The sequence below is a fragment of the Bradyrhizobium monzae genome (assembly GCF_021458635.1).
In the GTDB taxonomy this organism is placed as follows: Bacteria; Pseudomonadota; Alphaproteobacteria; order Rhizobiales; family Xanthobacteraceae; genus Bradyrhizobium.
In genome coordinates this window covers 23,472-41,131 of the sequence record NZ_JAIRDQ010000007.1, presented here as the reverse complement: position 1 = coordinate 41,131, position 17,660 = coordinate 23,472, and the positions used below count along the sequence as shown (strand labels likewise).

Here is a 17,660-nt window from a genome sequence, read left to right as displayed (position 1 = left end):
GGAAGAATGCCATCGTGTTTCATGATCATGCCCTATGGCCGCAAAGCGACTCAGGCTGAGCCTGGACGCGGTCCGGCCGAGATCGATTTTAATGCGCTTTGGGATCGCGCCTACGTCCCGACAATAAAGGCCCTGGGCTACGAGCCGGTACGGGCCGATCAAGACACGGGCGCGTTGATTGTGAGCCAAATGCTCGAACGGCTCTATTTTGCCGATCTCGTGCTAGCCGACATGACGATTCCCAATGGAAACGTATACTATGAGGTTGGCATTCGCCACGCCTCGCAGAAGACGGGTTGTGTCCTGCTCGCGGCCGAGTGGTCCAAGCAATTGTTCGACGTTGTTCAGATGCGGACCATCCGATATCCGCTAGCCGACGGCGATATCACAGACGCGACGGCGGCCGCAATCCAGGCTGCAATTAAGGACGATATTAGATCGCTGTGTGCTGGAATTTCGCCTATGCATCAGTCGATCCCCGGATATCCGATGAATGTCGATCCGCGGAAGGCATTGACGATGCGCGATCAACTCGCAGAACTTGCGGCTTTTCAGACCAAAGTGCGTGCGGTTCGTGCCGCGCCGGCCGCTGATCGCATGAGACAGGCATTGGATCTGATCGCCACGGAAGGCCGGACGCCTGCGACCTACTCGATTGCGCTAGCCCTGTTGCTCCTGCTTCGAGACTGCGTCATTACCGTTTCCGATTGGAGCCTCGTAGTCGAGTATGCGCGAGGGCTCCCCGAGCATTTCGCGAACGAGCCAGAAGTATTGGAAATTCGCGCATTTGCAGCTGCCCAGGGAGGCAACAGCGAGCAGTCAATCGCCGAGCTTGAGACGCTGATCGATTTGACTGGGCCGACGCCCGAACGCCTGGGCTTAATGGGTGGCCGCTATAAGCGCCTCGCCAAGGTCGAGGCCGCAACCGAGTCCCAAAGACGTCAAGCTCTTGCCAAAGCGATCGAATGTTACGAACGAGGCATGGAGCTTGATCTCAACGCTTATTATTGCTCCAGCAACCTGCCCCGAATGTATCGCGCCCGCGCAAGAGCCGGCGACGAAGAGCGTGCGCAGACAGCGTTGAGGTTGGCAATCGCCGCATGCGAACGGGCCAAACGTTTGAACGTCGCCGACGAGTGGCTTCGTCCAACCTTGCTTGCCGCAGCCTTCGATCTCGGTGATCCGGACAAGGCGGAGGAGCTAGCCGATGAGGTGATCGCCGAAGGGCAAGCTGCCTGGAAGGTGCAAAGCGTGCTTCTCGACCTCGAGACGAGCGTTTTGCATGTGGACGATATCGCAAAGCGTTCTCGGCTCTGTGCAATCATTGAAAGGATCAGGATAGCCTAGCGTCCATTCCGACAGCTGGGGCAATGTACAGGCCGCCACGAATCCAAGCAACACGCAAAGGTCGGATCACGACCTTGATTACCTTCAATTGTCTCGGTGCGCTATTGGCCATATCATCTCATAAGAGTTCAAGCTGGCTATTGGGCGAACGTGCCGGAGACAATCTTCTGTCAAGGAGCATGCCTTAGCATGAACGATATCAACGCTTGCTTCGTGAGTTACCGACACACCAAAGATCCGGATGCCCATGTGTTTGTGAAGGCGTTCGTTCGCCAGCTGAAAAGGCAGTTGATGTGGTTGCTCCCAAACGCGCCAATTTTTTTCGACGAGGAGGGCCTGAAAGTCGGCGACAGCTTCAATGCAGAGTTAGCATATCAACTTTGCCGCAGTGCCTGCATGGTGATGTTCTTTTCACCACTCCACTTTGACCTGCGGCATCCCTACTGCGCGCTAGAGTATCGAGCCATGCTTCGCCTTGAGAAGCAACGTCTTGGTGCAGCGGTTGTCGACCTCCGGAATAAAGGGCTAATCTTTCCAGTCGTGTTTCGCGGAGTTGAATGTCTCCCGTCAGAGATCGTCAGCACCCGCCACTATGAGAACTTCAATCATGTTGTGTGCGAGTCCGATTTCAAGAAACGCGACTGCCAAGCGCGAATCAAGGAATTAGCCAACCAGATCTATTTGCGATACGTCGCCCTGAACAACGCTGGCGTTTTTGCGAACATGAACTGCCGTCAGTTCAGCTTCGAAGACGAGGTGGAGATCAGCGCTTGGTTAACGCAGGTCTCTCAAATTCGGTCATTTGATATGCCTTTGCGTGGAACGCCATGACCGGGCGCCCCCTTGGCCAAATCATCACATTTTACTCATACAAGGGCGGTACTGGCCGAACCATGGCACTCGCCAATCTTGCCTGTCTGCTCGCCAGACCCGACGCGCCGAGCGGGGCGGAAGGAGCGCCGCGAGTGCTGGCCATCGACTGGGATTTCGAGGCACCTGGTCTGCATCGATATTTTCAAAGGTACTTAAAACCAGAGTCAGCGGAAAGCTTCAACGAGACTCGAGGCTGCCTCGAGCTTTTCGAGCAGCTTCGCCAACAGCGTTCGAGCGAGGACCCTTATGATCCAGGTGACTTTGTCGCCAATCGCCTAACAGCCAAACTGTGGTTCGAGGCACAGGATCTCGATCAGTATGTGATTTCGACGAGCTTCCCCGGTTTGTCTCTGATGAAAGCCGGTCGTTTCGACTCAACCTACCCCCGGCGGGTTTCTGAATTTCGCTGGGACAAACTCTTTCATGAAACAGTTGGGCTATTTACCGGGTTCGCAGATTTCCTGCGCTCACGATTTGATTATATTCTCATCGATTCCCGAACCGGCACGACCGACACGAGCGGCATCTGCACGATGCTCCTTCCTGACAAGCTCGTTGTCGTCTTCACGCCAAATCAGCAGAGTCTCACAGGAATCGAAACTCTTGCGGCCGAGGCGGTCGCCTATCGCAAGCGTTCTCCTGATGGGAGGCCGCTTACAATATTTCCTTTACCTTCTCGGGTGGAGATGGCGCGGCCTCAACTGCTCGAGGCTTGGCGCAATGGGGGCAGCAGTGCGGATCCTTCGATAGGGACATTGCTCCCTCCGAACATGTCGGGCTATCAGACGATGTTCGAGCGACTATTTGAAAATCTGTATGCGCGCTCAGCAGTGCACCTTGAGGAATATTTCAATGAGGTGATGCTGCAGCACATTCCCGACTACGCGTACGGGGAACCAATTGCCGTTGCGTTGGAAACCGGCGACTCCCGCATTTCGCTGTCGCGCAGCTATTCGGCATTCCGGGACCGATTGATCGAGCTGGACGTGCCATGGAACTCGCTAACTGGCATCCGTCAAGAACGTGACGTTGTCCGGCGTTGTGAGGCGATCGACCACGAGTTGACGAAAAAGTCGATTGAGGAAGCGATCAAACTGAGCTTTGCGCTCATTGAGCGTATGCCCCCTGAGCACCTGTTTGAGCGTTGGTCAGACGCTATCTTCGAAGTGGCGCGAGCCGCAAAGCGAGAAAATGGGTCCGCAGCATCTGCGCTCATTCGGGAATGGGCTAGGTCAGCGCTTTCTGAGAACGAAATTGACCCATCGACTTTGGGCGAGGCATTGCGAGTAGCTGGCACGCTGAGCCAGGAGCTCGGCGAGGGGGCGTTGGCAGTAGACCTTTTAAGTGCAGGCCTTGCGTGTTTCACTAACAGCTTCGGAAATGAGCATCCGGCAACACTTAAGGTATCGGACCAGCTGGCATCGGTCGCTTTCAGCTCGCGTGACTACAGCAAAGCTCGCGAGCTCTATGAAAATGCGCTGCAGACCAGGCGTAGGATGTTTGGTCCTGCAGATCCGTCGACCCTCGAAACGATGAACAACCTCGCTCTTACGCTTTTCGAGCAAGGCGAAATCGTAGGCGCGAAATCGATTCTCGAAGAGGCGCTGGCAAGGCGGCGTGAGGCAACGGACGATAGCCGTTTGGCGGCGATAGAAACCTTAAACCACCTCGTCCTTGGTCAGATCGACCAGCGCGAGCTTAGAGCAGCGCGGGAATCGCTTGCGCAATTGCAGACGGCTTATCGCCAAGCCCGCGAGCACGAACAACCGGACGCCGTCACTGCCAAACTCGATGCGACGGAAACGGCCGATGGAACAGCATCAAGTGTCGTCCCTATCTCAAGCCAGCCAATTGCCGCGCTTGACATCGTTAAACCGTCCGACTTTATGGAGGCAACCGAGCACGACTTCTTCTATCTTGCGCCGGGCTACCAACACGTTGATAAAATGGTTGCTCAACCTGTTGCCGTCGGCGAAAAGCGCCTTGACTTCCTCGCACTTCAGACCTGCAGATTGGACGGTGTGACATTGATTTGGCAGGGCGCCAAGAGTGGTCGCGCCTGGATGAGCTTTGGTAGTGGTGCGATCGAGCTTCCCCGTGGGGAAATGCTGCGCCTCTATCTCAATTGGCTGAACTGGTGAGAAGGATAGGGGTCGTGTAGTTGCGACGCTGGCGATAGTTCATCGTGCTCATCCAGGCTCGGCTGCGCTATACGGTTGAGCGGGGGACTAGTCGCATCTTAGGAGGCCAAGATCCGACGGACCATCTGTCTCTTACTTGTCGTCGGGCCTCTCGATCTTCTCCGCGTACAGCAACTCGTTGCACAGCAGATCTACGAAGCGTCCATTAATCTGATATAGATTTGCAAAATTCGTGATCACTGTCGTCGCAGCTTCCGACCAACTCAATGTTTTTGTCGAGTCCCGTGCATCCCCTATCGTACTGAAGATTCTCAGCCTGGTCGTGGACCACTTAATAATTTCCTCGCGCATAAATTCCTTGTCCGGCCCATCCCTGAAACTGCTGAGCAGCGGCGGTTCATCATGCTCGTCTTTCGGCGGACTAAGGCCGAACTCCATTGCTTCGGCCTCGACCATCACGATTTCGTTCTGAATCTTTTGCAGTAGCTCTGCCTTCTTCGGCTCAGGGGCCTGCCCGGCTTTCTTCAAATCATCGGCCAGCGGCAGCACACGCTGCCGGAACCGGATCGAAAGAATAAGGGCGCTCAGAAGAAGCGACGTCTTGAAGGTCAGATTGAACCGGCGATCGCGGGACGGTATAAAGGCGACATAGCATTTTTTGGCCCCGCTTCGGAATTTCTCATATCGCGCAATGATTGGGCGATAATATCTTCCATCAGTTCCAAGACAAAGGAAATCGGTTTGACGCGGCACGTCTCCCCGACCAACCTCTCGCGCCGCAGCTTCGAGATCGTTGATCCACAGGGGAATCATTCCGTTATCAATTCGCTTGGTCGATTTGGCCTTGATGTCGGACCACACCGCGTCAGTGCTTGCGATGGAAAAAATATCCTGTAGCGCGCGGTATTCACCGGTGACAATGGTGTCTGCGCTCAGTCCAACTCCTTCCGGAAGAACTGGCGGCGGGATTCGGAAGCTGATCCGTGGCTGAAAGACTTCTTCTCCTACAATGTCATTGATCCTGTTTAACCAAAACGCCAAAGTGACTTTGCGGACACCGGCCCTCATGAGCTTACGAACGACGGGATCCTGTAAATCTCGCAGCGGTTTGGCTTCTGATTTTGTTAGAACAAGTTCCAAGAAGTCGAACAGCTCGGTATTCTCGTAACCTAGAGAATCATCGCTTTCGAGGGTGATATTCAGGGGATTCCTGGCTCGATCGGTCGTCGATATAAAAGACCCCTGGTAGCGGGACAGCTGACTCGGGCGCTCACCGTCGTAGAGGTAGCAAATGCGCTCGCGAATCGATTTGACCTGATCTGCAGCTTCCAACTTTGCGCGAAACTGTCCTGCCTCGTAAAAGCACCAGCTCATGTCCTTATCGGGCTTAGCGCCACCACTGTAAATAATAACGAACCATTGAGACGCTCGAATGGAGCTCGAGATCTTTGCCTCGTAGTCATCGCTCGCTTCCAAACCGGCATGATCAATGAAGACGTCGAGGTCGGGCGATAGCGAGGTCAATGTTTCCACGAGGGCGTCGGCGATCTTCGTCTCGCTATGATTGTAGGAAACGAAAACACCGACTCTGTTCGTCTCACCATTCGGACTTAGAAGAGGTTGGGGCGCAGTTGACGGAGACGGTTTGAACCAGCGATCGATCAGGCTCATTTCCGGCCCTCCATATGCTCAATTTACCTCATTGACTACGAAGAAGAGCTTCGCTCGGGGATTTGCCGAGCACTTAAGGTTTGAAAACGGACAAGTTGAAGTGTTCGGCTTTCACGTTCTGCGCGGCGGAGGCTTGTCCGATCCGTTGCAGGCCATCGAGCGCGTTTATGGAATCGAGCTTCTGCACACTTGTCGGCTCAATATCGGCGCAACCCAGCGCTGCCAGCCCCTCGCGGGTGAGTTCAGCATTGTAGCGCGCATAGCGGAAGAGCTTCCGCTCCAGCGGACCACGCGAGCCAAGCATGCTGTCGACCTCTCGGTCTAGGAGCGGTCCGGAGACACAGTCCCCGAATACACGGCAGAGAAAATCCTGTTCATTAAGCGCTGCATACATCAGGGCTGACGGTACTGTGGTTGCATTGAAAATCAGATTCATTTCCTCGGGGCGAAGGCTATAGTTCTCTCCTGCGCTTGTGCCCGTACCGACCGATATGATGAGCATGTCGTCGATGCCTGTCCGCCAACCACGGCTATCGACCGCTGCATGAGGCCAATAGCGATCGACTGTCGCCATCAGAAACATTTGAAAGGTCGGATTGTTGTACATAGTCACGCCGCCGTCGACAAAGACGAAAGGCTTTCCGCCGCAATCGATCACCTCAGGAGGGAAGTAAGTCGGAGCAGCCGTGCTGGCGCGCACCAATTGCCAGAGTGGAATGCGAAGATTGCAAGCAACATGGCCGTTGCGATTATACTTTGCGTATGGATTGTTTGAGATGGGCCACGGCGAATCCGTGGTTGCGTTGCGCATGACAAGGAGCAACAGACTTTCAATTTCGGGCGCGCCGAGCGTCGTTGCGGCACCAAAGACGTTCTGAAGCTGCAGCGCAAGCGGCTCTTTATTGTATTGGTATTGGAGACGACGGAGGATGCTTGCCTTGTCGAACATCGCAGCACCGTTATTGAGGTAGAAATCCAAGATCTCCTGGACGGACATTCCGATGGCTATGCCGGCAGCAATAATGCCACCGGTAGACGTGCCGGCCACGTAGTCGAAATAATCGGCGAGCCGATAGTCATGGCGTCCGCTTTCTTTGATTAGCAGCTTCTCGATCGATTGGAGAATCTGCAAAGAAAGCACACCTCGAATTCCACCGCCGTCGATTGCGAGCAGCTTGCGCGGGCCTTTGCGGGCGAGGCGCTCATTTAGATTTACTCGACGCTCCGGCGCGCGACCAGCCATTGTCCTCTCCCTCAGCCACGATTGTCCCGATGTTCGTGTGTAGGCCCATCATCGATGGTTGCCTGAATCTGAAATGGTCAATTTAAATGGGTGCCATTGCTACTTCCGAAGTTAAACACGCTGTAGTAGTATGATCAAGGATTAGTTGGTTGGTGTGATCCAGGCGATGATGGGATCGACCGGGTGGAGGCGGTGCTGTCCCGTCAGCCAAGCCTGCCGATGGGTTTTCCATTCGACGACATCAATTGATCTGCATTGGACTAGCATTCGAGCTTCGACTAACCGATGATGTAAGACGTGACTAAAGCCCCATTGCGCATCGTATTCTTCTGGCTTTTGCGCCTCTTCTCAGCATTGGCTGGAATCGCGTGCTTCTTAGTTGGTGCCGCGACCTTCCATTCGGAAAGATATTGGACGTTCGCTCTCAGTTGGTTTTGCAGCGGTCTACTCAGCGGCTTGTTCACCTACGCGGACGATCAGTTGACCCGCGCCCGAGTGACGTGGTCTGCCGAGATATCTGCGGCTGATCTGGCTCGAAAAATATCTTCAGAAAGTGAGTTCGGCTATGGCCTCGTTCTCCGGCCGTTTGAGATGGACGCGCAAATACGAATGCAAAATACTTTCAATCCTTTTCCGGCGGTAGGAATCGGTTTTGGTATGCCGATCATCGATGTTCAGGAATGGATCATTCGCTCTTCGCCGCGGAATTGGCGTTGGTTTTCGTGGGGCGGGAACGTTGGCCCAATTCGGCCGATCAAAGTCATTTCAGGCGACAATTGGTTCGACGAACTGAAGCCCATCATCATGTTGGCCGATGTTACCATCATTATCCCCGGAGCGTCTGATTCAATGCGCCAGGAGTATGTCTTTCTGCTTGAGAAAAAGGCCAATCAAGCAGTGATACTGTTTCCTCCTCGATTGCAAAACGATCGATTCTATCACGGGATTGAGAGATCAACGTGATTTTCCAAATTTCTGACCGGCGTTCCGGACCAAGGATGTTTTCTTCTTCCGCGTGAGGGGCCGGCGGGCGTACGGTTCGAAAAAGAATACCTCACTTCTCGGAAACTGAAGCGCATTCTGGAAGCCAGAAGACACGCAGCCAAGGCTTAGGTGTAGCGTGGCATAGACGACCGAGGTAGTAGCGTTACCGGTCGACGCACTTGCACCTCAGAACGAGGTGAAGACGCAGGAATCGTGCGCAGATAGTTCAAAAAAGGCGAATTACGACCTCTGGCTTTCGGTGTATTGTCGAAGGATGGGAAGGGCGCAGAGTGCATCTTCGGCCGCGAAATGTCTCTCGACTAGAAATTCCAACATTTCTATCTCCGATAGCACATGCTCGATCGGAGGTTTCATCTCGAGCGCACGGCGATAGGCTGCGAGCGCAGCTTCCTGTTGACCTAGAGCTGTAGCTGCTTCGCCGAGGCAAAGAAACGTCCAATGATCGGCGTGCTTTTGTTCGATAAGACGTTCACAAGTGGTTTGTAGCTTTCCGTACCATTCCTTAGCTTCTGCCAGTTTTCCCAAGGCGCCGCACATGGCCCCGACAGTGACGATCGGATATAGATCGTGTGGCTGAAGCTCGTGGGCCCGCCTGTAGTGGATCAAAGCTCCCTCGTAATCGCCGCGCCGCCTCAAGAGGCCGCCCAGCATGCCATGCAGCTCGGAATCCCGGTCATTGAGCTCCAGCGCTCGCAGCATGTAAGTTTCTGCCTGAGCATGAAAAAGCGGTCCTTTCTTGCGACAAACAAATCCAATTTCTCGCAGGAGCTCTGGATCGTCTGGGGCTATCTCCAAAGCCCGATCGAGTGTCCGAATCGCTTCATCGAAGTAGCTGGCGTCCCGCAGACTGATTGCGAGCTGCTCGAGAAGGCGAGTTGATTTAATGTCTCGCGTGGAGACCAGCTGATAGAGACTTAATACGCGCGAGGGAGTCGCTGCTGCGCGGATCTTGTCGAGGAGGCGGTCTTCCGTATCTTGCGAGCGCTGATCTCTAAGGGCATCTTCGAGAGCACGTATCTTTAGCGATAATTCCTGCACCTTAGCTTCGGGTGATTTCTCGCCCAAGTACCGGCCTATAGATAAGCCCGGGAGAAAGACATGGACCGGACTGTCCATCTCCAGAGTGGAGGCATTCTCGATGGCTTGGCGCAGATCGGCCTGGAAAGCTCGAAGAGCTGGCGCGGCAAAGTAGTCGTAGTTGATGACATATTGGTTTCGGACGTCAAACGGTAGCTTCGAGCCCTTGCAGGCGACAAGAACTGTGCCCTTCTTAGATAGAGCTTGGCGGATCCCAAGCTCGTAGTAGACGTTTGGATTTCCGAACGTCAGATCGGCGAGGACGATATCTGCGTCGAAAAGCCACTCGTTGTACATGCGGTCGATCAACCCCGGTTGTCTCAGCTCATCGGCCCTCTTGGTTTGATATCCGGGCGGGATTGCAGGCTGAAGTATGCCCGTCCACACCGCATCGAAGTCGATGACACAAGTTTTGTCCGGCTCCTCATAGTCCAATGGCGCCTTGCGTTCTCCGTAGGGCATTGCGACGAACAGGCGCTTCATCTGATTGGGTCCTGCCGCGAATAGGGTTTAATATGCCGGGGCATCCTAGCGGGGGAGTCGCGCGAACATCAAGTTTGGCCCTGCCTGAGGCTTAGAATGTGGATCAGTAGGTGTCTGCCACGCTTTGCACTTTTGTTTTGGTCTACTTCTGGTTTTATAAGGGGCAGGGCCGAGTTGCGATCCTGGGCGATTGAGCGGACATTGGTTGCATTGCAAAATTTCTTGCACACAGCTTCGAGGGAGACGGAGCGAGAATGATTGTTGTGGGGGGCTGTTATCGAGAGCTTTGCGAGCAGCCATATTGGGATAGCACATTTGGATCGGGCGGTCGGGCTGCGGCCGTGCTGGGTGCCTGTTCTTCAGAGGTCAAGCTTCAAACCTACTTCCGACAGGACCGTTTAGCGGACCTTTATGGTATCGAAACGTGTGGCGTAACAATCGATGCCGCCCCACGGGAAGAGGATATCCTGTTTTCGTACCTGCATCCATTGGCAAACCCACATCTCATTCCCACGAGGCCTAAAGTAAATCCGCCAATCAAGGTCGACGGGTCGGCTGTCCTCCGCTTCGGATTTGTGGAGGGCGACTCAGTTGTGACCGCCGAACGAGCCGTATACGACCCCCAGAGTTTGCGCCCAATACATTTTGCTGCCAATGGCTCGCACGCCGGGCGCCTTGCGGTCGTGCTGAATCAGGCAGAGCTCGCGATCATGGGTGAGTCGGCCGACATGGGACAGGCGGTTCAACGTGTCGTGGAGCATAATCGAGCCGAGGTCGTCGTGGTCAAATGCGGAGCGGCCGGAGCGTGGGTTTTCACATCAGATGAAGAGCTTCCTGTTTTTGTTCCCGCCTTTCGCAGTCAAGCCGTCTTTAAAATTGGAACGGGCGACGTTTTTAGCGCGATCTTTGCTCATTATTGGTGCGAAAAGGGTGAGCCTCCCGCGGCTGCAGCGATCGCCGCCTCCAAAGCTGTCGCGTCGTACGCGCAGACCCGAAGCTTGCGCATTTCGCCAATCAAACCTGATCCGGTCATAGCTAGGGACGTCAATGTCGCGGTCGTTGGCTTTGGGAATACCCTGGCCGATATTTGGCTGCGCGAGGAGACCTGCTCAGCTCTGCTTGACCTGGGAGTTCGCATCACACAGGTGCCGAGCCGCGAGATTCCGAGCTTAGACTTCGTAGGGAGCCTTCTCATACTCGCTGACGGGAATCTACGATCTTCCTCGGCCCTCACAAGAAGGGCGAGTCGCGCCAACATCCCAACGATTGTGTTTCAGCAGAGCAGGGCTCCTCTGCCACCCCCAGCGGGAAACCTGCGGTTTACAGACGACTTCTGTACCGCTGTGTACTGGGCAATCTGGATGGCAGCGCCCTCGCAGCAAAACATCTCGCAATCAGTCCATCCCTCTCGCCGCAAACGAGGATAATGTGGCCGACGTTTGTATCCTCTACGCCAGGAAGGACGCACGCCAACAAGCAAAGAAGCTCGTCGAACTTCTTGAGCCAAACTGGTCTGTTTGGTGGGATCACAAGATCGACAGCGGTGACTATCGGCAAGAAATTCATAATCAGCTCAAGCTGGCCGGTTGCGTAGTTCCAATCTGGTCTGGGGCGGCGCAGTTCAGCCCGGTGCTGCATGACGAATTAGCAATTGCAACCAAGGGCAGTGTGCCAATTCTTCCCCTACGGATTCACGACGTCGATGCTCCTCTTGGATTTGGGGCACAACAGACGACGGACGCGATTGATTGGAAGGGTGATGAGCCGACCGCGAACGTCATAGCGCTCGTCGATCGGATCGCTAGAGTGCTGGAAAACAGCAGGAGCGTCGTCAAACGCCCTGCCGCAGTTCCACTTTGCTCCGGCATGCAGCTTCCAACTCTCTTCTTCTCGGTATCTTCCCACGAAACGCAACTCACTCCAGGGGCAGCCATAGATGCCTTGAATGTGTTCCGTGCATCGACGGCGTTGATTTCAGCATATGATCTGCATTCCAGCCGAAAGCCTCCCAGGGGACTTGTCCCGGCCATCAGGGAGTTGCGTTCTCGCGGCGCAACCATATTGCTCGATTCAGGTTTTTACGAAAAGGCTCGTCGATCCGATAAGGGCTGGACGGTTCGGAAATATCACGACGTGCTGGAGCGCGTCCCGCATGACGCTGCTTTCTGCTTTGATGACGTGGACCCTCCTTCCAAGACTTCTGTGGCACTTCGATCATTGATGAAGGGAATCCGGCGGGAACAAAAGCACACCAAAAAACCTCTCATTCCAGTCATCCACCTTCCTCGCGATCGGACCGGCAACTACAAGGTCGATCCGGCTCTCCAGCTGATGAAAGAGTTGGCGCGGGAAACAAGGCCAATTCTGCTTGCGATCCCTGAACGGGAGCTGGGTTCCGGTATAATTGAGCGCGCACGGACTATGCGACGGATTCGAGAAACCCTCAACGAACTACACTACTATCAGCCCGTCCACGTTCTGGGGACCGGAACTCCGGTGAGCGTTGCGCTGCTCGCCGCCGCAGGAGCAGACAGTTTTGACGGCCTTGAATGGTGTCGGTTTGTAGCGGATAACGAAACGAAAACGTTGCATCACTTCCAGCACTATGACTTGTTCAAGTGGCAGGACGACTTCGCTCTTTCCGCCGTGACTCTGGAAGCAAGAAAGGACCCCGCTGTTCGCTATGCCGGTCGCACCATTTTTCACAATCTAGATTTCTTCACCAACTGGATGGACGACCTACGCTCGGCCTTGGGCGATGATAAGCGGCTGGTCGAATTCATGACCACCCTGCTGCCCAAGCGAACCATGACTCTCGCGCGCGACGCGCTACCGGGAGTCTTGTGATGGACTTGGTTTGCGACCGCATACAAGGAGCGATAGCGGCTATCTATCCCGATATTGAGCAAAGCGCCACAGACTCGAACACGCTTCTACCTGAGGAGGATCTCTGGTTTGAGCTCTCCTGTTGCGTCTTGAGTAGCCAAGTCCCGTACTCGCTAGCGTGTGCAGCCGCAGATGAGGTCCGCAAAGCGCGCGCGCTCGCGCCCGATTTCAAGCTTCGTGGAAAATCGTGTGAGCGCCTACTGCTCTCCGCTCTGAGCGGGCCGCTGTCGATAGGCGGCAAGACGCGTCACTATCGATTTCCGAAGTCGAAGGCCCGGCAGCTTTCGCTGGCAAAGTCGGCTGTCCTGCAAGAGTTCGACTCACTCTCTGCGGCGCTCGCCTCGCTGGACGATGCCGAACTCGCAAGGCAATGGCTGGTTCAAAAAGTACCCGGCCTGGGGCCCAAGCAGGCGAGCATGTTTTTGCGCAATTGCCGTGGCGAGTATGATCTCGCGATCATCGATCGACACGTATTGGGTTACATGCATATTGCTGGACTCGAAAAGATCGGCAGCCGACCTCCGGTTGGATACTCTGGATATCTCCGAAGCGAGAATATTCTCAGAGATCACGCGCGCGCGATGGGATATCGTCTCGGGTTGTTTGATTACGCCGTCTGGATCACCATGCGAGTTCTCGACCCAAGCATGACATCAAGAGACCAGGTCATATGAGTATCGTTACCCTCGTTTCGGGAGGATTAGACTCCACTCTCGTCGCCTTCTTGGCGAAGGAGGCGGGCAACCCGCAACATCCGCTCTTTATCGATTATGGGCAGCGGTCAAAACAGAAAGAACTGGATGCTTGTCGTCGTGCTATGGCGTTAATAGGCCTTGGCACACCAGAAGTGGCCGAACTGTCCGGATTTGGTAAGCTCATTCGCTCAGGTCTGACCGATAGAAGCTTGCGGGTGCTGGAGGACGCATACACCCCCGGCCGAAACATGTTGTTTCTCCTGACTGGTGCAGCGTATGCTGAACGTCTGGGTGCCGAAGCGATCGCCATCGGACTACTGCACGATCAGACCTGCATCTTTGAGGATCAGAGATTGGACTTCTTGAATGCCGCTGAAGCCTTGCTGAAGATGGCGATCGGGCGACCGATTCAGATCCTTGCCCCTCTCAAGGAGTTCTATAAGCGGGATGTCGTCGAGCTTGCCAAGGAGAAGGGACTGACGGGGACCTACTCCTGCCATCTTGGTGAAGAGGTGGCATGTGGTAAATGTATCGCATGCTTGGAATATCGCTTCGGAGATTGACGGCGATGGGCGGAAACAGCGGTGGCGGCGGCGCGAGTCGGAGCACTCTCGGTGATCTCCGAAGTCTTGAAGAGAAAGCTAAGCGCGCGTTGGATCCTGGACGTAAGAACGTGTTTATCAGCTTTGCTCACGAAGACCTGGACGCAGTGAATTTGTTGCGCGGGCAAGCAAAAAACGACAGGTTGGACCTTGAGTTCAACGACAGGTCCGTGCAGGAACCGTATGACAGCGAAAGAGCTGAGTATATTCGAAGCCGCCTTGCCGAGCGGATAAATCAATCCTCGGTTACGATCGTCTACCTAACTGCCAGTTCGGCCGCCAGCCCGTGGGTGAAATGGGAGGTCGAGAAAAGCTTGGAGTTGGGCAAGCGCGTGATCGCAACGCATTCCAAGAACGATGCGCCGAAGCAATTGCCCAGCTGGATAGCGGATAACAAGGTTCCAGTTGTCACTTGGAGCAAATTAGCCGGAGAGCTTTGAGCACAACGATGCTGGGTACTATTGGTCCTCGCTGCTGGTACGCACGACTTAGCAATGCGCTGCGCAGCGGCGTCGCGTACGTCTCCACGCCTGCTAAGCCCGCCTGGTTGCCACCAGGATTGCCAGCGCTTCTAAGAGCAGTATTTACTGATCTATATCGGATCGGCTCTCGAGTTCTTTGCGTATCGTGGTGACAATCCGCTTTCGCGAGCGGGCTCGGCGCATCACCTCGTCGGCTTCTCCGGAACGGCCAAGCCAATCAAACAGCCGCTGCACGGCAAAACGAGTTGACGTCTCGTCCCGGCAATTGGCGAGCAAAATAAACTGAATCTGCTGGATGCGGTCAACCAGGTACACGCCGAACATTGTGGTAACGACTGTCGCGTCGGCAAAGCCGAGCAGATCGGTTGCTTGTTTTTCGGTGGTAGACTTTTGACACGCGATAATATGGACAGGACCATAGACACGATCATCATCCGCGACGTGCAGATGGTCCATCAGAAATGGCTTTCCGACGAGTTCGCGAGCGGCTGCGACCGAGGCTGCTGCCGGAATTGCATGTGCGAAGAATAGTACTTCTGATCTATCGATTTTCACGCGAACGGCGCTGCCATCCAGCTTCTTATCGCGCGTCCGGCCTTGGCGCTCAGCCAGCGCATCCAGGCAGGCCGACTCCATAGCGTGCTTGCGAGAAGCGTAATCCATTTTGCTCCACTCGAGAGCTTGGCCTAACGCGTAGCTCTCCTTGCGCAACAACGTTGCCCCGCTCCGAGCAAGTCTGGTGACTACCTCAACTAAAGTGTTGACGACATTTTCGATGACGTCAGTCTCATTTTGGGCGGGAGTGCCGGAAAATGTCAATTCGCGTTGCACCAGCTCCTGGAAGCGCTTGTCCCTTTGCGAGCAAGCCTTCGACGGCGGAAGTTGAATCAGATGTGTTCGATCGCGACCCGAGAGAAGCGAAGCTTCGAGCTCCGCATGACAAATGCCGATGTCATTGGCTTCCCGGGCCCACCCAGCATCGCCGTTGTACAATACGATCACGACATGGGCACGCCGGACTTCACGTAAGCACTCATCCCAAACGTCGCGGGTCGCTGCCTTCGAAGGTTCAATCTCATTGATCCAACAATCGAAGAGCTGTTTGCCGAACAATTCAGCCGCGCCGATTTTGGATTGGAGGTCCCTGCGCAAGCTCGCCAAAGAAAAATCATTATTGTCGCCGGTGGTATAGTCCTTACACCGTCCGGAAATCATGACTCGAATGCGGTCAACGGCCATGGGGCGCCTTACTCCAATTCGACTTGCAGCGGATTCCGTGGCTCACGGCTGCTCAGCCGGCTCCGCTGGAATTAGGCCAACTGAGATACGATCATCGCGACTTTGCGGCTCAGTTCCCCTGAGTCAATGACCTTCAGGTTTGTACCTAGAGAGTCAATTTCGCGAGCACCGTCGACGGTGGAATCCAGATCGGATGCGGCTCCCCCGACGCATTTGATGGAAAGGATCGGAATGTTGGCGCGCACGGCATTCTCGTATTCCTTCCGGACACGCCCCCTCGCTCTGCTCCCTCCTATTGCGATCGCGAGGTTGGGGATTTGTCCGATTGTCTCAAGGAAAAGTTTGTCGGCGGAGACATTTCTGAGACTGCCCTCCATCACCACGGGATTTGGGATGAAGTGCTCGGTGGCAGCCATCGCAGCACGAAATGCGACCGCAATCTGGCGCAACATCGGAGAATCACCTACGACGATGCGACACCCGACAGAGACCAGACGGCTGCACAATTCGGGGATAAATTTCTTGAGAAACGCTACCGATTCATCATCAAGTTCGGTCGCCGATCCTAAAAACCAAACCGTTCTTCTAATCCGGGATGGATCTCCGAGGGCGTAAGTCCCGGTTTGGGCGTGAGCAAGAAGTCCGCGAGATACCGGCCCTAACCGCTCGATCGAAGCTCTTATCAGGTGGCAAGCTTCATCTACCGCCGCAACAAGATTGCCGTCAGAGCGATGACCTCTATACTGAGCCACGGTAATGCCCGCCAAATCCGAGGGTATCTTGATGGGCGTGTCTGCGTCGAACACAATAAACGCGCGCTTTCTGCCGAGAACCCCGATAAACAGGCCGGCCTCAAAGATGACGTTGTCCCGAGGCGACTGACTTTCGCTTGCGCGACTGGTTGTCACGTCATCTGGAGTAAGCACCAGCGTTGCGAAATCGAATGTCGGTGCCGCCTCAAGCAAACTCTCGAGCGTTCCATCACCGAGACCGAACAGCCCGCTTGACCACGTCGTAATCTCGAGCTGGTCTTGGAGCTGCTGAGCGATGGCGCGCGCGACCTTAAAACCTTCGCTGGACGATCCAATGAACATTCGCGGCCGTATCTTGCTCACACTTTTTGGCTCCTCAGTCCTTAACTGCGCTCAGTTCGTAAGGCAGGTGGCTAATTTGATTAACATGGCTGCCCTGGGCCAAGCCAGTTAGATTTGGAGCAAGAGGACTTCTCCTTATCGCCAACTCGGAACTCACGAGAGCTGCGGTATCGCGCGCCTATCCTTCTGATCGCCTTGATGCTCGCGTCTCGCTGGCGTTTCACCTTCTTTGAGCGATGGCATGACACTTTGAAAAAGTTGACGCCAGCCGTTCGGACGCAGAATTTTGGATGAATGCAGGCAGCTGGAATACAACATGGAGAGGATCGAGAACGAAGGCTTCGAGCTTGGTGCAGACGTTGTGCGGGCGATGGTGCAAGCCTTCGGCAGCGAACACAAAGCCAGGGTCGACCGCTTCTATACCGATTTCTATGAAGCCAAGGAGAAAACGGAACGGCGGCTGCCGCCAAGGCTTGAAAGTTTAACGCAAGAGGTGCGCTTTGAAGTTCAGTCGGCGATCGTCGAATTTCTGACCACAATCAAGAGCAGAATGCCGAGTTTCTCAAGCTCTGCATGCGGACTTATGCCCATAGTGTTGGCGCCGACACCGATTGACCTTAAGCATAGACGACACGGTTGCCGCCATAGTTTTACTGCCAGCCTCGGGGCTACGCGCTTTAAGGGGATCGCCGACTGAAAGCCGAATCTGCAACCAGAAACGGCGTTAGGGTAGGTGGAGAAGAACTAAGTAGGTGTTTTCTCATGCGTCAGATAGGATCTCCGCGGAAATGTGACAATCGCGCGACGTGAAGATAGCTCTGC

The 17,660-nt window shown here is 54.9% G+C and carries 15 protein-coding genes; 10 read left to right on the top strand and 5 right to left on the bottom strand.

The window, feature by feature from the left end; translation table 11 throughout:
- Positions 1 to 21 precede the first annotated feature (21 nt).
- The 3 genes from K3F49_RS24515 (at position 22) to K3F49_RS24505 (ending at position 4,361) form a co-directional block, all read left to right on the top strand.
- Positions 22 to 1,347: a TRAFs-binding domain-containing protein gene (locus K3F49_RS24515; RefSeq protein WP_234683516.1), complete on the top strand. Its 1,326-nt coding sequence runs from the start codon at positions 22 to 24 to the stop codon at positions 1,345 to 1,347.
- A gap of 189 nt (positions 1,348 to 1,536) precedes the next feature.
- Positions 1,537 to 2,178, top strand: a complete 642-nt coding sequence (locus K3F49_RS24510) for a toll/interleukin-1 receptor domain-containing protein (RefSeq protein ID WP_234683515.1) — start codon at positions 1,537 to 1,539, stop codon at positions 2,176 to 2,178.
- Positions 2,175 to 4,361: a KGGVGR-motif variant AAA ATPase gene (locus tag K3F49_RS24505; protein ID WP_452101116.1), complete on the top strand. Its 2,187-nt coding sequence runs from the start codon at positions 2,175 to 2,177 to the stop codon at positions 4,359 to 4,361. Before K3F49_RS24510 ends, K3F49_RS24505 begins: the two co-directional genes overlap by 4 nt.
- Positions 4,362 to 4,493: 132 nt before the next feature.
- Here K3F49_RS24505 and K3F49_RS24500 read toward each other — a convergent pair whose 3' ends face one another.
- Together K3F49_RS24500 and K3F49_RS24495 are read right to left on the bottom strand one after the other, a co-directional pair.
- The gene (locus K3F49_RS24500) at positions 4,494 to 6,032 is read right to left on the bottom strand and encodes a toll/interleukin-1 receptor domain-containing protein (RefSeq protein WP_234683513.1); all 1,539 of its coding nucleotides are present in this window, start codon (positions 6,030 to 6,032) and stop codon (positions 4,494 to 4,496) included.
- 73 nt (positions 6,033 to 6,105) lie between these two features.
- On the bottom strand, positions 6,106 to 7,275 hold the full coding sequence (locus tag K3F49_RS24495) for a patatin-like phospholipase family protein (protein ID WP_234683512.1): 1,170 nt from the start codon (positions 7,273 to 7,275) through the stop codon (positions 6,106 to 6,108).
- Positions 7,276 to 7,572: 297 nt separating this feature from the next.
- On the opposite strand from K3F49_RS24495, the gene K3F49_RS24490 reads away from it, so the two are divergent.
- On the top strand, positions 7,573 to 8,238 hold the full coding sequence (locus K3F49_RS24490) for a hypothetical protein (protein WP_234683511.1): 666 nt from the start codon (positions 7,573 to 7,575) through the stop codon (positions 8,236 to 8,238).
- A gap of 261 nt (positions 8,239 to 8,499) precedes the next feature.
- On the opposite strand, the gene K3F49_RS24485 is transcribed toward K3F49_RS24490, so the two are convergent.
- Entirely contained in the window at positions 8,500 to 9,840 is a 1,341-nt protein-coding gene (locus K3F49_RS24485) for a tetratricopeptide repeat protein (protein WP_234683510.1), read from the bottom strand.
- Between the two features lie 254 nt (positions 9,841 to 10,094).
- Between K3F49_RS24485 and K3F49_RS24480 the strand changes: the two genes are divergently transcribed.
- The 5 genes from K3F49_RS24480 to K3F49_RS24460 are packed head-to-tail and all read left to right on the top strand — an operon-like array spanning position 10,095 to position 14,463.
- Positions 10,095 to 11,267 carry a PfkB family carbohydrate kinase gene (locus K3F49_RS24480; RefSeq protein ID WP_234683509.1) on the top strand — a complete coding sequence of 391 codons (1,173 nt, stop codon included), beginning with the start codon at positions 10,095 to 10,097 and terminating at the stop codon, positions 11,265 to 11,267.
- A gap of 1 nt (position 11,268) precedes the next feature.
- Positions 11,269 to 12,687, top strand: coding sequence for a toll/interleukin-1 receptor domain-containing protein (locus tag K3F49_RS24475; protein WP_234683508.1), 1,419 nt, complete (start codon positions 11,269 to 11,271; stop codon positions 12,685 to 12,687).
- Complete coding sequence (locus K3F49_RS24470) at positions 12,687 to 13,400, top strand: 8-oxoguanine DNA glycosylase (RefSeq protein ID WP_234683507.1); 714 nt, start codon at positions 12,687 to 12,689, stop codon at positions 13,398 to 13,400. The genes K3F49_RS24475 and K3F49_RS24470 overlap by 1 nt, the downstream gene beginning before the upstream one ends.
- A complete protein-coding gene (locus K3F49_RS24465) occupies positions 13,397 to 13,984 on the top strand; it encodes a 7-cyano-7-deazaguanine synthase (RefSeq protein ID WP_234683506.1) in 588 nt (195 codons plus the stop codon). Before K3F49_RS24470 ends, K3F49_RS24465 begins: the two co-directional genes overlap by 4 nt.
- 5 nt (positions 13,985 to 13,989) lie before the next feature.
- Positions 13,990 to 14,463 (top strand): TIR domain-containing protein, encoded by a 474-nt coding sequence (locus K3F49_RS24460; protein WP_234683505.1) that lies wholly within the window; start codon positions 13,990 to 13,992, stop codon positions 14,461 to 14,463.
- A gap of 144 nt (positions 14,464 to 14,607) precedes the next feature.
- On the opposite strand, the gene K3F49_RS24455 is transcribed toward K3F49_RS24460, so the two are convergent.
- The gene (locus K3F49_RS24455) at positions 14,608 to 15,744 is read right to left on the bottom strand and encodes a hypothetical protein (RefSeq protein ID WP_234683504.1); all 1,137 of its coding nucleotides are present in this window, start codon (positions 15,742 to 15,744) and stop codon (positions 14,608 to 14,610) included.
- Between the two features lie 71 nt (positions 15,745 to 15,815).
- Complete coding sequence (locus tag K3F49_RS24450) at positions 15,816 to 16,838, bottom strand: nucleotide-binding protein (protein WP_234683503.1); 1,023 nt, start codon at positions 16,836 to 16,838, stop codon at positions 15,816 to 15,818.
- Between the two features lie 316 nt (positions 16,839 to 17,154).
- Here K3F49_RS24450 and K3F49_RS24445 point away from each other — a divergent pair, with 316 nt between their 5' ends.
- Positions 17,155 to 17,535: a hypothetical protein gene (locus K3F49_RS24445; protein WP_234683502.1), complete on the top strand. Its 381-nt coding sequence runs from the start codon at positions 17,155 to 17,157 to the stop codon at positions 17,533 to 17,535.
- The last annotated feature ends 125 nt before the right edge of the window (positions 17,536 to 17,660 follow it).

Coding starts and splice junctions, on each gene's coding strand:
- K3F49_RS24460 (WP_234683505.1), top strand. CDS start 13,990: ATGGGCGGAAACAGCGGTGGCGGCGGCGCGAGTCGGAGCACTCTCGGT.
- K3F49_RS24485 (WP_234683510.1), bottom strand. CDS start 9,840: ATGAAGCGCCTGTTCGTCGCAATGCCCTACGGAGAACGCAAGGCGCCA.
- K3F49_RS24465 (WP_234683506.1), top strand. CDS start 13,397: ATGAGTATCGTTACCCTCGTTTCGGGAGGATTAGACTCCACTCTCGTC.
- K3F49_RS24445 (WP_234683502.1), top strand. CDS start 17,155: ATGGAGAGGATCGAGAACGAAGGCTTCGAGCTTGGTGCAGACGTTGTG.
- K3F49_RS24495 (WP_234683512.1), bottom strand. CDS start 7,275: ATGGCTGGTCGCGCGCCGGAGCGTCGAGTAAATCTAAATGAGCGCCTC.
- K3F49_RS24505 (WP_452101116.1), top strand. CDS start 2,175: ATGACCGGGCGCCCCCTTGGCCAAATCATCACATTTTACTCATACAAG.
- K3F49_RS24480 (WP_234683509.1), top strand. CDS start 10,095: ATGATTGTTGTGGGGGGCTGTTATCGAGAGCTTTGCGAGCAGCCATAT.
- K3F49_RS24470 (WP_234683507.1), top strand. CDS start 12,687: ATGGACTTGGTTTGCGACCGCATACAAGGAGCGATAGCGGCTATCTAT.
- K3F49_RS24510 (WP_234683515.1), top strand. CDS start 1,537: ATGAACGATATCAACGCTTGCTTCGTGAGTTACCGACACACCAAAGAT.
- K3F49_RS24515 (WP_234683516.1), top strand. CDS start 22: ATGATCATGCCCTATGGCCGCAAAGCGACTCAGGCTGAGCCTGGACGC.
- K3F49_RS24455 (WP_234683504.1), bottom strand. CDS start 15,744: ATGGCCGTTGACCGCATTCGAGTCATGATTTCCGGACGGTGTAAGGAC.
- K3F49_RS24450 (WP_234683503.1), bottom strand. CDS start 16,838: ATGTTCATTGGATCGTCCAGCGAAGGTTTTAAGGTCGCGCGCGCCATC.
- K3F49_RS24500 (WP_234683513.1), bottom strand. CDS start 6,032: ATGAGCCTGATCGATCGCTGGTTCAAACCGTCTCCGTCAACTGCGCCC.